This is a genomic window from uncultured Nostoc sp. (genome assembly GCF_964247315.1).
In the GTDB taxonomy this organism is placed as follows: Bacteria; Cyanobacteriota; Cyanobacteriia; order Cyanobacteriales; family Nostocaceae; genus Nostoc.
On record NZ_CAXTTT010000049.1, the window covers coordinates 1 to 14,001 of the forward strand.

Annotated in this window: 13 protein-coding genes and 2 pseudogenes; 9 read left to right on the forward strand and 6 right to left on the reverse strand. The window is 43.2% G+C overall.

What is annotated here, in order from left to right:
* Both ACFE93_RS16010 and ACFE93_RS16015 read right to left on the reverse strand, forming a co-directional pair.
* A partial coding sequence (locus ACFE93_RS16010; protein WP_375474229.1) for a serine/threonine protein kinase occupies positions 1-1,074 on the reverse strand: 1,074 nt, incomplete at its 3' end.
* A gap of 60 nt (positions 1,075-1,134) precedes the next feature.
* Complete coding sequence (locus ACFE93_RS16015) at positions 1,135-2,169, reverse strand: serine/threonine protein kinase (RefSeq protein WP_375474260.1); 1,035 nt, start codon at positions 2,167-2,169, stop codon at positions 1,135-1,137.
* Positions 2,170-2,344: 175 nt separating this feature from the next.
* Here ACFE93_RS16015 and ACFE93_RS16020 point away from each other — a divergent pair, with 175 nt between their 5' ends.
* The 4 genes from ACFE93_RS16020 (at position 2,345) to ACFE93_RS16035 (ending at position 4,584) form a co-directional block, all read left to right on the forward strand.
* Positions 2,345-2,596: a UPF0175 family protein gene (locus ACFE93_RS16020; RefSeq protein ID WP_163930595.1), complete on the forward strand. Its 252-nt coding sequence runs from the start codon at positions 2,345-2,347 to the stop codon at positions 2,594-2,596.
* Positions 2,589-3,074 carry a DUF3368 domain-containing protein gene (locus tag ACFE93_RS16025; RefSeq protein ID WP_375474230.1) on the forward strand — a complete coding sequence of 162 codons (486 nt, stop codon included), beginning with the start codon at positions 2,589-2,591 and terminating at the stop codon, positions 3,072-3,074. Before ACFE93_RS16020 ends, ACFE93_RS16025 begins: the two co-directional genes overlap by 8 nt.
* Before the next feature lie 71 nt (positions 3,075-3,145).
* Positions 3,146-3,892, forward strand: coding sequence for a Uma2 family endonuclease (locus tag ACFE93_RS16030; RefSeq protein ID WP_375474231.1), 747 nt, complete (start codon positions 3,146-3,148; stop codon positions 3,890-3,892).
* A 221-nt stretch (positions 3,893-4,113) separates the two neighbouring features.
* Complete coding sequence (locus ACFE93_RS16035; protein ID WP_375474232.1) at positions 4,114-4,584, forward strand: GNAT family N-acetyltransferase; 471 nt, start codon at positions 4,114-4,116, stop codon at positions 4,582-4,584.
* 40 nt (positions 4,585-4,624) lie between these two features.
* Here ACFE93_RS16035 and ACFE93_RS16040 read toward each other — a convergent pair whose 3' ends face one another.
* The 4 genes from ACFE93_RS16040 to ACFE93_RS16055 form a co-directional block, all read right to left on the reverse strand.
* Positions 4,625-5,455 carry a class I SAM-dependent methyltransferase gene (locus tag ACFE93_RS16040; RefSeq protein ID WP_375474233.1) on the reverse strand — a complete coding sequence of 277 codons (831 nt, stop codon included), beginning with the start codon at positions 5,453-5,455 and terminating at the stop codon, positions 4,625-4,627.
* Positions 5,452-6,582 (reverse strand): CO2 hydration protein, encoded by a 1,131-nt coding sequence (locus ACFE93_RS16045; RefSeq protein WP_375474234.1) that lies wholly within the window; start codon positions 6,580-6,582, stop codon positions 5,452-5,454. The genes ACFE93_RS16040 and ACFE93_RS16045 overlap by 4 nt, the downstream gene beginning before the upstream one ends.
* Positions 6,583-6,681: 99 nt before the next feature.
* Positions 6,682-8,187, reverse strand: coding sequence for an NADH-quinone oxidoreductase subunit M (locus ACFE93_RS16050; protein ID WP_375474235.1), 1,506 nt, complete (start codon positions 8,185-8,187; stop codon positions 6,682-6,684).
* A gap of 85 nt (positions 8,188-8,272) precedes the next feature.
* Positions 8,273-10,129: an NAD(P)H-quinone oxidoreductase subunit F gene (locus ACFE93_RS16055; protein WP_375474236.1), complete on the reverse strand. Its 1,857-nt coding sequence runs from the start codon at positions 10,127-10,129 to the stop codon at positions 8,273-8,275.
* A 657-nt stretch (positions 10,130-10,786) separates the two neighbouring features.
* Here ACFE93_RS16055 and ACFE93_RS16060 point away from each other — a divergent pair.
* From ACFE93_RS16060 to ACFE93_RS16080, 5 genes and pseudogenes are all read left to right on the forward strand, one after another.
* A complete protein-coding gene (locus tag ACFE93_RS16060) occupies positions 10,787-11,095 on the forward strand; it encodes a carbon dioxide-concentrating mechanism protein CcmK (RefSeq protein WP_012410633.1) in 309 nt (102 codons plus the stop codon).
* A gap of 91 nt (positions 11,096-11,186) precedes the next feature.
* Positions 11,187-11,531 carry a carbon dioxide-concentrating mechanism protein CcmK gene (locus ACFE93_RS16065; protein ID WP_010995041.1) on the forward strand — a complete coding sequence of 115 codons (345 nt, stop codon included), beginning with the start codon at positions 11,187-11,189 and terminating at the stop codon, positions 11,529-11,531.
* 6 nt (positions 11,532-11,537) lie between these two features.
* Positions 11,538-11,840, forward strand: coding sequence for a EutN/CcmL family microcompartment protein (locus ACFE93_RS16070; protein ID WP_229460483.1), 303 nt, complete (start codon positions 11,538-11,540; stop codon positions 11,838-11,840).
* Between the two features lie 113 nt (positions 11,841-11,953).
* Positions 11,954-13,603: pseudogene (locus ACFE93_RS16075) on the forward strand (ribulose bisphosphate carboxylase small subunit); the annotation flags it as partial.
* Between the two features lie 102 nt (positions 13,604-13,705).
* A pseudogene (locus ACFE93_RS16080) lies at positions 13,706-13,951 on the forward strand (ribulose bisphosphate carboxylase small subunit); the annotation flags it as partial.
* Between the last annotated feature and the right edge of the window lie 50 nt (positions 13,952-14,001).

Genomic DNA, 14,001 nt, shown 5'->3' on the forward strand with positions numbered 1-14,001 from the left:
AGCCCCAGCCACAGCCACAGCCCAAGCCCCAGCCACAGCCACAGCCACAGCCAAAATTATGTACGGAGCGTTAGACACTGCTAACAAGTAGCCTATCAATAGGTAGCTTAATAATACACCAATCAACCAGCCCCAGGGAATAAGTCTAGATGATTTAGTACTTGGTTTACTTGGAATTGGCTCTAATAGCTTGGCTTTGGAACGAACAACTTCTTTTTTATGGACTGAAGCAACAGACGGTGGAGGCGTTGCTTTTGGTGCTTCTAGCATATTCAACCATGCCTGCATCGACTGAGGGCGGTCTTTTGCCTCCAGCGCCATGCCCTTGAGAATTGCTTGATTTAATTGATCGCTGATGCTTGGATTAATTTGTTTAGGTGGAATCAGGAAAGTATTGTCTAGCTTGCGAGCCAGAGAAGTTGTAGGGCGTTGACCTGTCACCCCATAATAGAGTGTGGCAACTAGACAGTAAACATCGACCGTTGGATCTCGACTACCTCTGCTCATCTGCTCATAGGGCGCAAATCCCTCATTACCTGCAATACCCTTTGAACTCAAAGTTTTAGGCACGAGTTCTTTAGCAATGCCAAAGTCAATCAAAACCGCTTTGCCATTACTCCGCAACATGATATTTCCGGGATGAGCATCACGATGTACTAAACCTGCCTGATGCACCACCACTAAAGCTTCCCCAATCTGGCGGATACAGGGTACAATCTCTGCTTCTGGTAACGCCCCTCTACGTTTTACTGCCTCAAACAAATTTTCTCCCGGTACAAAATCCATCACCAAGCAGTGGATAGCACCTTCCTGAAACAAGTCAATCACTCCCACAATGTGAGGATGAGGGTCTTGAGACAAGTATACTAGTGTTCGCCCTTCTTGGATAAATCGGTCTATATACTTGTCATATTCTGGGTCATGGCTGAGATACTCATTGGGTGTCTTGATGACAACTGTCCGGTTTAGCTCAACATGCAATGCCTTATAAGTAATCCCAAATCCCCCTTGTCCAAGGACTTTATCAATTACATATTTGCCACCATGTAATCGTTGTTCTGCTATCCAGGGCATGAATACCTCTAAGTAAAAAATTACTTTAATGCCAGCGTTTTAATGAGAGTTTAGCTAATTCTACGGTGTTTTGCTAGATGACGGACTAGGAGATACTGATGATGGACTATTAGATGTAGGGGATTTTAATTTATCCATCACAGCACCCACCCCTGCAAGTAAGCCTCCTAAAGCTGCGATCGCCGCTATCACCACTCCCCAAAACTGAATTTTTTTATCCCAATTTGAGTTAGGTTTAGAGGGTATTGACGCAGGTATAGGAGTTTCCCCAGTCAGTCCCAAAGAATCGAGCCATTCTCGCATTGACTGCGATCGCCCTTTAGGATCTAGCTTCATACCTGTTAAAATTGCGCGGTTTGTGCGATCGCTAATCTGAGGATTATGTTTTTTCGGTTCCACTAAAGGAGCATTGTCCGCTTTACGTTTGAGCGCACTGACTGGTGTTTTTCCAGTCAAAAGCACATAGAGAGTTGCTGCTAGAGAATAAATATCGCTATATGCTCCAGTTGGTTTAGTATGTTGAGCATAAAGCTCAGGCGGTGTAAATCCTTCAGAAGTTTCCTTAGTTCTACTTGTGGTTAAGATATGGTCGAAATCGAGAGCTAAACCAAAATCTATTAGCACCGCTTCCGGCTGTCCTTCTCGTACTCGTAAAAAGATATTTCCTGGATGCACATCCCGATGAATCAACCGATTTTTATGTACTTCGATCAGCGCTTCTCCAATTTGTTGAATATAGCGTAAAGCCTCTGATTCAAAAAGTATTTGTTGGCGACGGTCAGCTAAACTCACACCATCCACATACTCCATTACTAAACACCAGTGTTCTCCTTCTTTGAACGGTTCTGCAACCTGCACAATATGTTTGTGTTTACATTGAGTAAGTTTGACCGCTTCTTGCCAAAACATTGTTTCCAGTCGTCCGCGTTCCAACTGGTTCAGGGAATTTAGTAAATCGTCATTTAAGGTTTTAATGACTTGGCGATCGCTATTCCTGTTTCTTACCAAATAAGTAATACCAAACCGCCCCCTTCCCAATTCTTTTTCAATAGTATATTTGCCACCTTGCAATTGATTACCTGCTGCCCAAGCCATCTTTGCAACTCCCAAAATATTTGTATTAATTTTCACACAATTGAATCTTGACAACCTAAGTTAGCTTTGAGAAAGAGAGCGATGTCTACGACGCGCTATGCCTACGCTCTTTTCTCCCACAGCGTAAAATTGCTAAAGTGAAGTCTAGAATAGGCTTTCACACTGCATAACTTTTATGACTACTGTCACCTTAGAGCTACCCGAAGAAATATTCTCTGCCCTGCGCCTGTCACCTAATGAGTTTGTCCGTGAATTGCGTTTGGCTGCGGCGATACACTGGTATGGACGCGGTGAAATTTCCCAAGAGAAAGCAGCTAATATCGCCGATTTAGATAGAACAGATTTTCTCTTGGCTCTATCCCGCGAACAAATCGATGCCTTCATTGTTGATTTTGATGACTTACAACGGGAATTAGAACGTGGCTGAACCACCTGTAATTAATGCTTCACCTCTCATATTTTTGTCTAGAAGTAGTTTCCTAGATTTGTTGCAGTTATTGGGTGAAGAAGTTTTAGTTCCATCAACGGTAGCTGTTGAAATTCAGCACAGAGGCACAGAAGACCCGACTGTTACAGCACTTTCACAAACAAACTGGTTAACAGTTGTGGAAGCACCTCCAACACCTGAGATTATCCAATCTTGGGATTTAGGTAAAGGCGAATCATCTGTTTTGACTTGGGCATATACACACCCTGGTACAGAAGCAATTATGGATGATCTTGCGGCTCGTAGATGTGCAGCAGTACTGGGGATTCCTGTGCGAGGAACACTAGGTATAGTTTTGACAGCAAAGCAACGTGGCAAAATAACAACGGCACGACCAATTGTAGAGAATTTACGGTCATCAGGAATGTATCTTTCTGACCGTGTGATCAATCAAGCACTGGCATTAGTTGGCGAGTAGTAAGCGATCGCCCCATCTCCCCTTCCACTGCTAAACTAAAAAACAACCCTTACTCCTGCAAAGGTAGTCTTATGACCTCTGCAACCGATCCATCCACCGCCCTCACCCCGTTCCCAGACCATACACAACTTCCTGAGTCTGACGGTACATTTGTAAGCCAGTCGCTTGCGGGGGTTCCCCCCGTTGTGCGAACTGGCGGGAAAAACTTTCAGGAACATCCTCAAAGCATTCTCCTAACCGACTCGATTAAACCGATATTACAAAAACGTCATCCTGATGGGCAATACTGTATTGGTCAAGATAGCGGTATCTACTGGCGGATAACTGACCCCCCAGAAAAAGGCGCAGAAGCTCCCGACTGGTTTTATGTAGGGAATGTACCACCTACTCTAAATGGGCAAACGCGCAGGTCTTATGTACTCTGGCGAGAGTTTATTGCCCCATTAATTGCATTAGAATTTGTCTCTGGCGATGGTAGTGAGGAGCGAGACAAAACTCCTTGGAAGGGAAAATTTTGGATTTATGAGCAGGTGATTCGTCCTCCCTTCTACGGCATTTATGAAATGAATAAAGCCAGTGTGGAAGTTTATGAATTAATTGGTGGACAATATCAGTTATTAACTGCAAATGAACGGGGACATTATCCCATACATCCTTTAGGAGTTGAGTTAGGTCTCTGGCAAGGAGAATATCACAACATGGAATTACCTTGGCTACGCTGGTGGGATTTGCAAGGTAATTTGTTGTTGACTGGCGAGGAAAGAGCCGATCGCTTGACTGCTCAATTGCGATCGCTCGGCATTGAGCCAGAAGCATAATATTGATCAAAAATCAACTACTTATTCACATCTAAGCTGTCGCGCCTACAAGTTGCATTATCATCTTTTAGGTAAAACCTGCAAACCCTCTCCTCTGCACCTGAAGCCCCTCTTCTGCTTCAAAGTGCAAATTAAAAGCACAACAGCTTATCAACCGCGAAGTTTGTAACCTAATTGGCTAATATTTATAGTAAAGTTATTTGTGATTAATTATCTTCTTTATGAGATTAAGAATATACGAAATAGCTGATACTGAAGAAATTATGAAATTGTTCTACGACACTATTCATGAAGTGAATATTCACGATTACACACAAGAACAAGTAGATGCTTGGGCACCAGCAAATATGGATATTGAAGTTTGGATTAAAAGTTTAGGAAGTAAGTTTACTTATGTAGCAGAAGAACAAAAGAAAATTATTGGTTTTGGAGAATTAGAGGCTAATGGTCATATCGATCGTTTCTATTGTCATTATGATTTTCAAAGGAAAGGTGTTGGTAAAAAAATTTTAGAACAGATTGAATTAAAAGCAAACTCTTTAGGGGTGGAAAAGTTATTTACAGAAGCCAGTATTACAGCTAAACCTTTTTTTGAGAGTCAGGGATTTATTGTTATTAAAAAGCAAGAAGTAGAGCGTAGAGGGCAAAAGCTGATAAATTTTGTCATGGAAAAACACTTCAAAAATTACTAAATTCATCGGATTCAAGCAATCTCAAAAAAGTTTTTCTAGCTTATGCTTTGTAACCTACAGCCAGCATCACAGAAGCGGGAATTTCTACACCATTTTCTGTAACATACTTTGAGGCTTCCTCGATAATTGCGTTTTCAATATTACGCCGTTGCTCATCGCTTTGCATTGCCAATATCGACCCCAGACGCACCGAACTTACAATAATCTTTGGCATCACATCTTCAGGTGTAGAGAAAGTCCACTTGATGGGCAGTTCGGTGACAGATACCTGAGTGAATCCCTCGGCGCTCAAAACCATTTCGCATTCAGTAGGGTCGCCAAAGCGAAACAGGGGTGGCCCAGAAGGTAAGTTTACATCCATGCTGCCATAAGTCTGCACCGAACCCAATATCAGAGCCATAAATGGATTGCGTGTTGGCGGTGTCCAGCAGGTGAAAGCGTAGCGCCCTCCCGGTTTGAGTACGCGAAAGGATTCAGCGATCGCTTTTTCTGGGTTTGGGAAATGGAGGATACCCAAGCTACAAACCACCGCCTCAAACTGGCCCGACTCGAAAGTTAGGTTTTCAGCGTCCCCATGATGGAATGACCCTTGAGGACATCGCACTCTGGCAATGGCCACCATATTCTCTGCAAAGTCTAATCCTGTGACTATAGCTTGCCGCTTTAGCGCTGCGGCACTAAGCCACCCAGTTCCGCAAGCCACGTCTAACAATCGAATACCAGACTTAGCTCCCACGGCATCCAGTATGGCTTCATCTACCTGAGAAGTCACAACAGCGATCGCGCGATCGTATTCTTGAGCTACAAGAGAAAATTTGTCGCGCTCGAATTGCTTGAATGCCTCGTAAGTAATGCTCGAATCATCTGTCATTTATTCACATCCAGCAACCGCGAAGTTTGTAACCGACTCATCCACTTCTCTAAATAAACTCGATTACCTTTTTCCTCATTTGGATCTTTAGTATCTAAAGGATAAGGCATCAGTCCCAAAATCGTTGCTGTCGTCACGCAAAACATTGATTTTTGAAAACTCATGCAAATTTGGACTCGCAAATCATCTTCACCCCGAAGACTGCAACGATAAATTTCGTGCAAATATTCTGGAAGATAATGACGCATATCTTGCATCAACAAGGTAGGAGGAATACCTGCACCACCGATGGGTAAAGGATCGGCATACAATGCACCATATTGAAATCGACTTTGATCTGGGGGAATTTGATATCCTTGGGCGTTGTATGAAACAGTACCGTGGAAAGGAGTTCCTCGGAAGAATACTGCTTCTACATAAGGTATTGCTGTATCTGCTAAGAAGGTCAAACCAACGCTTTTAGGAATTATTTCATAGACCTTACCTCGAATTTTGACAGCGTAGGTAATTGGGTTTGATGCATTTGCCACTAACCCTGCTTTAATATGGTCTACAACTTGAGGAATCGATTTAATTTCGCCTTGGTCATAGCGGTCTGATAAGTTGAGGAACATATCAGCCATGACTCGCCAGAATTGACCTAAACCGGTGTAGTAAGCAGAGACGCGCAACTGTTCTGTTAAGAAATCTGGAAACAGTTGGTTAATACCCAGAATCAAGGGATTATTTTTAAATTTTGCGGCGATAACGGCTTGCGCTCTTTCTTGAAATTCTTGTGTATCTAAATACGTATCTAGTCCGCCGCCACCGTGCCACATCATACCTTTCATGCAGTATTCGGCATATTCAAAATTAATTCGGTCATGCCACCAGTGACGGAGTAATTTCTGAAAAGAAACTTGTCCATTAAAGTATTTAAAAAATGGGAAAAATACTAAAAACTGATGCTCGGCAATATAGTTAAGATTTTTTGAATAGGCATCTAAAACTACCCCATAGCTTTTAAGAATACCAACAACTTCCAGCACATTCTCAGGACTATCGGGGAGTAATGCATCTCCTTTTTGTAGACGTTCAATATACTCAGCTAAGGGATTGCGAGTAGCTTTTTTTTTAATAGTTACCATTGCCATCTCTCCAAAAAGTTTAGGGATTGGGGCATTGGGCATTGGGCATTGGGCATTGGGCATTAGGAAAACTTTTCCCCATTCCCTACTCCCCATTCCTTACTCCCCATTCCCCATTGCTTTATCCAAAGACACTGCTAATACTACGTTTTGGGTATTCACCATTGCTGTAATTGTTGGTTCAGTCCAGCGCACTAACCAACCAGGTTGAATGCCGAAAATCACAATCAGCATAGCTAAAATTGCAGGTGGGATGCGATCGCTCCAATACACACGTGGTAAGTTGGTAACTGATGCAGATAGACGTCCAAAAAAGGCGCGGTTGACGAGTATTAGGAAATAAACTGCTGTTAAACCAGTACCAAGCATACATAACAGAGTTTGCACTGGAAAAACTGGAAAACTTCCTCGATAAACTACAAATTCGGAAATAAACCCTAGCATTCCCGGTATACCTGCGCTGGCCATAACTCCGACAATCATCAAGCTACCGATTACTGGCATACCCCGTTCTGGGTTCAGTAATCCTTGAATAATTGCTAAATCACGGCTTCCGGCTTTTTTATACACAACCCCTACCAACAAAAACAGCATTGCAGAAATCAAGCCGTGGCTAATCATTTGCATCACAGCACCCAATACACTCAAAGGCGTGGCCGCTGCCGCCGCTAAAAGCACGTAACCCATGTGTCCAATGGAGCTGTATGCTACCATTTTTTTCATATCACTTTGGGCGATCGCGCAGGATGAACCATACAGCACACTTACTACTGCCCAAGTTGCCAACCAAGGAGCTAGATAACTCCAAGCTTCTGGTAACAAGTTCATGCCAAAGCGCAGCAAACCGTAAGTTCCTAACTTCAATAGCACCCCAGCCAATAGCACGGAAATCGGTGTGGAAGCTTCAACGTGAGCATCTGGCAACCAAGTATGAAAGGGAACTAAGGGAATTTTAATCCCAAAACCTACCAAAATTCCCGCTAGCAGTAATAGCTGTGTTGCTAGAGGTAAAGTTGTCGTGTTCAAGGTTGCTAGTGCAAAGTTAGAGGAACCACTCAGCCAAACCATGCCGAGGAAACTTGCTAAAATCAGGATTCCTGAAACGGCTGTATAAATGAGAAATTTAGTCGCTGCATAACCCCGCTTCGCACCACCCCAAATGGCTATCAGCAAATACAGCGGAATTAGTTCCAATTCGTAAAACAGGAAAAATAACAGTAAATCCTGTGCTAGAAAGGCTCCTGTCACCCCAGTGCTTAATAATAGTATCAAACAGTAATAAAATTTAGGACGCTGTAGGGATTCATCGCTGCTGTAAATCGCAATACAAGTTAACAATCCATTTAAAACCAGCAACGGCAAAGATAAACCATCTATCCCAAGGTTATAGTTCAACCCTAAAGCATCTACCCAAGGGAGAGACTCAGCAAACTGTTGAGTAATTTCTCCGGGATGGAACTGAGTTACTAATAGGATTGTCCACAAGAAAGCGATACTGGCAAAGACCAAAGCCACCCCACGGGCGAATTTCCCACTGATGCCAGAAGGCGAAAAACCAATTAAAGCTGCGCCGATTAACGGCACTAGAATTAAAACACTAAGCATAGACTTTAGGTAAGGGGAACAGGGGAGCAGGGTAGCAGGGAGAAAATAATAAATTTTTAACTCCTTAACTCAGCACTCAGCACTCTTAAAAAGGCAATTTATCTAGTAAACCCAATGACCAACTGATGAAAAAACCCAGGACGCTGACAACTGCTAGGATGGTCAACATATAACCCTGAGATTGCCCAGAAATGCTGTACTTTAAGGTTTGTCCGCCGAAAATGGTCGCAAACCCAACCAAGTTTACTAAACCGTCAACCAAGTAGCGATCGCTCCAAGCAGAAATTTTAGATAGCAGTGCTACTACACTTACTACGGTTACAAGATAAACTCGGTCAATATAAAAATCATAACCTAACAGGTCTTGCAGAAATCTCCACGCCAAGATTCTGGATCTGGACCAAGCTTTGTGTAGATAAACTGTACACCCTAAACCTACGCCCACCACTGTAGACCCAAACAACGCTAAGGCTACATACCAATTAATACTTTCCCAATCTGGTAGTAAGTACCATTGCTGTAGCATCAGAGGTAGAAGCAGAGTCAGCACTGTCAGAAACACCATTGGCAAGGCCATCTGCCAACCAACTTCTGGGGTGCGACGGGTCTTTTGTTGCGGTTTACCCCAGAAGACTAATCTAAATACTCTCGTCAAATTCAATGCTGTCAAACCATTGACTAATAGTAAAACCCCAATTACCCAAGGGCTAATACTCACGAAACCGTCAGCCCACGCTAGCATTGCCCAGAAACTTCCTAGTGGTAGCAGTGTCACCATCCCGGCTGAACCGACCACAAAGGCTGTGGTAGTGGCTGGCATCCGCGACCACAAACCGCCCATTTCTGTTAAGTCTTGACTTTGGGTAGTCAAGATGACTGAACCTGAACTCATGAATAATAATGCTTTGGCGATCGCATGAGCTAACAGCAACATCAAGGCTACACCCCCTTGCTGTAACCCCACCGCCAAAAACACTAACCCCATGTATGCACTGGTAGAATGAGATAGCGATCGCTTAATGTCAATCTGAGCTATGGAGACTAATGTCGCCCCAATTGCTGTCACTGTACCCATGACTACCAAGGCATTCAAGGCAACTGGCGATAGGGCTAATAATGGTTGAAATCTATACAGTAAATAAGCACCACCAGCTACTACCAGCGAGTTCCGCATTACCGAGGCGGGGTTGGGCCCTTCCATTGCTTCATCTAACCACAAGTGCAGTGGAAATTGAGCACATTTACCAGCAGGCCCAGCAATTAACGCCAACCCTAGTAACGTCGATGTCATTGGGCTTAAATTAGCTGTTTGCGCCCACTCATATAAATCCGAAAAGTTCAAACTCCCAGCTAAGGTAGAAAGTGTCACTACAGCCATCAGCAGCAACAAGTCTCCTACACGTTTAGTCCAAAACGCATCTCGCGCCGCCGTTACTACTAGTGGTTGAGCATACCAGAACCCCACCAGCAAGTAAGTCGAAAGCGTCAGGACTTCTAAAAGGGCATAGCTGAGAAACAAAGAATCACTGATTGCTAGACCACTCAGCGCTGCTTCAAAAAATCCCAGCAGCGCAAAAAAACGTGCCAACGACCAGTCCTTTTCCATGTAACCCAGAGCGTAAACTTGTGCCAGTAAGCTTAACCCTGTAATTAAAACTGTTGCCCCAATGCTGACTGGAGACAGTTCCAAGGAAAAAGATAAGTCTAAATCTGCTGCTTTGAACCAATTGATTAGTAAGTTTACTGGTTCTTTATCCCAGATATTCTTAAATACAAGCAGGCTATGGAAAAAAGCTAAAACGGTCATCAACAAGTTGAGGTATGCCGCAGGTCTTGGCCCTGTTCGCTTAATTATTCCTATTCCCCACGGCAATGTCAAAATTGCGCCTGATAAGCTATACAAAGGCACAAACCAACTTGTTGAAAATAGAAATTGATCCATTTAAATTTCCCTTGATGACTCAGCCTTGATTTTTAAAAAATTCCGAACAATCTTATATTTAATAAAATTAATTTATCAAGATATCGATGTTTTTTTACTATTATTTTAACTACACTTTCAGAAGTACTTTTCCCTAACGCTACTCTATTAAATATAAGTAAAATATAACTTTACATAAGCAAAAGCATTTACTTGCCTTAATATCACCGACCTTTTTACATTTGTATTTCTACTTTAACCAAAGTAATTTATACGATATATTTGAAAAATTTATATGTGTTTCACCTAGTCCTTCTACACTTAGCAATATTTAACTAAAGATAGATACAGCAAAGCATACAGCCGCTGCTTACCCCTCGTCCGATAGGATTAGCCTTGGTTATGAATGTCGTTTTGTAAATGTGATAAAGAAATTATAAAGCATAAGTGGCTGCTCAAGGAATCAGTAAACTTTAATTGCTCAGAAGCCTAGATAAACTTTTGTTAAGTTTTTTAAAACTTTCTTATCATAAACTATTATAGTAATTTATATTGCTAGGAACGCCAAGATTTCCTATGCTTAATTTGGAAGTGTTTTCTTAGCTATAAGATCAGGCTCTCCCCGTCAAAAAATTCAAACGACAGTACAGATTGCATTAATTTTGTAGGAGTTCTGCGATGCCAATTGCAGTTGGAATGATTGAAACGAAGGGCTTTCCAGCAGTGGTGGAAGCTGCTGATGCGATGGTGAAAGCCGCCCGTGTCACCTTAGTAGGGTATGAAAAAATTGGTAGCGCTCGCGTCACCGTGATAGTTAGGGGAGATGTATCGGAAGTGCAAGCTTCTGTAGCAGCTGGAGTTGAAGCGGCAAAAAGAGTCTTTGGTGGTGAAGTGTTATCCACTCACATCATTGCTCGTCCTCACGAAAACCTGGAATACGTCTTGCCGATACGTTACACAGAAGCGGTCGAACAATTCCGTACTTAAAAGCTGTTTAAACAAAGTAATTAAAGCTCTTTATCTGATTGAGCATCACTTTTGTCCAAGACTAAAAACTTTGAAATAGGGATTAAAACTAATGTCAATTGCAGTGGGAATGGTTGAAACGTTAGGCTTTCCAGCAGTCGTAGAAGCTGCTGATGCGATGGTGAAAGCTGCCCGCGTCACTTTAGTAGGTTATGAAAAAATCGGTAGTGGTCGGGTGACGGTAATTGTTCGGGGTGACGTTTCGGAAGTGCAAGCTTCTGTGGCCGCAGGAGTTGAATCTGTAAAACGAGTCAATGGTGGACAAGTTTTGTCTACTCATATCATTGCTCGTCCTCACGAAAACTTAGAATACGTTCTCCCAATTCGTTATACCGAAGATGTAGAGCAATTCCGGGAAAATGTGAATGCAATTCGTCCTTTTGGTAGAAGACCGTAATTTGTAATGCAAGTTGCCAAAGTTCGCGGCACAGTAGTTAGCACCCAAAAAGATCCAAGTCTTAGAGGTGTAAAACTACTGTTGTTACAATTAGTGGATGAAGACGGAAACATCCTGCCACAATATGAGGTAGCAGCAGATAGTGTGGGAGCAGGAGTAGATGAGTGGGTACTTGTCAGTCGTGGCAGTGCTGCTCGTCAAGTGCTTGGAAATGAACAACGTCCATTAGATGCAGTAGTAGTGGCGATTATAGATACCATTCACGTTGAAGATCGCCTCATTTACAGCAAAAAAGATCAATATCGGTAGTCATTGGTCATTTAGTCATTGATCATTAGTCATTAGTCATTAGCTCTCGACAAATGACAAATGACAAATGACAAATGACAACTGACAAATGACAATACAGGAGGAATCTTGCGATGGCAGTCCGCAGCACGGCGGCACCCCCAACCCCGTGGTCAAGGAATTTAGCTGAACCCAAAGTCCATGAAACTGCCTTTGTACATTCATTCTCCAATGTAATTGGGGATGTACGAATAGGTGCAAATGTAATCGTTGCTCCGGGGACTACGATTAGAGCGGATGAAGGCACACCTTTTTATCTGGGTGAAAACACCAATATTCAAGATGGTGTTGTCATTCATGGGTTGGAGCAAGGCCGAGTAATTGGTGATGACCAAAATAAATACTCGGTATGGATTGGTAAAAACACTTGCATTACCCACATGGCTCTAATTCACGGGCCAGCTTATGTAGGTGATAATTCCTTCATTGGCTTTCGCTCTACGGTGTTTAATGCCAGGGTGGGTGCAGGTTGCATCGTGATGATGCACGCTTTGATTCAAGACGTAGAGATTCCCTCTGGTAAGTATGTACCTTCGGGAGCGATAATTACCAGCCAGCAGCAAGCTGACCGTTTGCCAGATGTGCAAGATCAGGATAAAGAATTTGCTCATCATGTGGTTGGAATTAATCAGGCATTACGAGCTGGTTATCTCTGTGCTGCGGATACTAAATGTATAGCACCCATTCGGGATGAGAACGCTAAATCTTATACAGGTAATGGTATTACTGTTTTAGAGTTGGAAAGGAGTAGTGAAGTGTCGAGCAATAGCTTGGGTGCAGAAACAATAGATCAGTTGCGGTATCTATTGGGGCAAGGGTATAAAATTGGTACGGAACATGTAGACCAAAGACGTTTCCGCACAGGTTCTTGGACTAGTTGTCAACCAATCGAAACAAGATCGCTCGATGAAGCGATCGCAGCATTAGAAGGCTGTCTACAAGAGCATAGCGGCGAGTATGTCCGACTATTTGGGATTGATAAAGGTAGACGGCGCGTGTTAGAAGCCATCATCCAACGTCCCGATGATGATCCAAAACCAGCTACCAGCTTTAAAGCGCCAGCTAGTCGTGGTAATAGCAGTTACAGCAGCTACAGTAGTAATGGTAACGGTTCTAGCAGTGGCAAAGTCAATGGCGAAACTCTAGAGCAAATTCGCCAACTCTTGGCAGGTGGTTACAAAATTGGCATGGAACACGTAGATGAGCGTCGTTTCCGCACTGGTTCCTGGACTAGTTGCAAGCCAATTGAAGCAACTTCTACAAATCAAGTCATCTCCGCTTTGGAAGAATGTATAGCAAGTCATCAAGGCGAGTATGTACGTTTAATCGGCATTGACACCAAAGCCAAACGGCGGGTATTAGAGACCATTATCCAACGTCCAAACGGTCAAGTAGCTTCCTCTGATGGTCACAAATCATTTACTAGTAGTGCAGCATTCTCTGGTACGGGAACAGCTAGTAGTAACCACTTGAGTTCTGAAGTAGTAGACCAACTTCGGCACTTATTGGCTGGCGGGTCTAAAATTAGCCTCGAACACGTAGATGAGCGCCGCTTCCGTACAGGTTCCTGGACTAGTACCGGTCAAATTCAAGCCTCCTCAGAAAGAGAAGCGATCGCAGCCATAGAAGCACATCTTGGCGAATACGAAGGGGAATATGTACGCTTAATTGGTATCGATCCTAAAGCCAAACGGCGGGTATTAGAGACTATTATCCAACGTCCAAACGATCAAATAGCCTCCTCTGGTAGTCAGAAATCATTTACTAGCAGTGCATCTTATACTACTGCTACAGCAACAGCTACCAGTACCCGCTTGAGTAGTGAAGTTGTAGACCAACTCCGGCAATTATTGGCTAGCGGCTCAAAAATTAGCATTGAACACGTAGATCAACGGCGATTCCGTACAGGTTCCTGGACTAGTACTGGTCAGATTCAAGCCTCCTCAGAAAGAGAAGCGATCGCAGCCGTAGAAAGACAACTCGGCGAATACCAAGGGGAATATGTGCGCTTAATTGGTGTTGACCCCAAAGCCAAGCGTCGCGTATTAGAAACGATCATTCAAAGACCATAGCAGTGCTGAGTTAAAAGTGCTGAGTGCTGAGTTAACACTTTAAAGACATC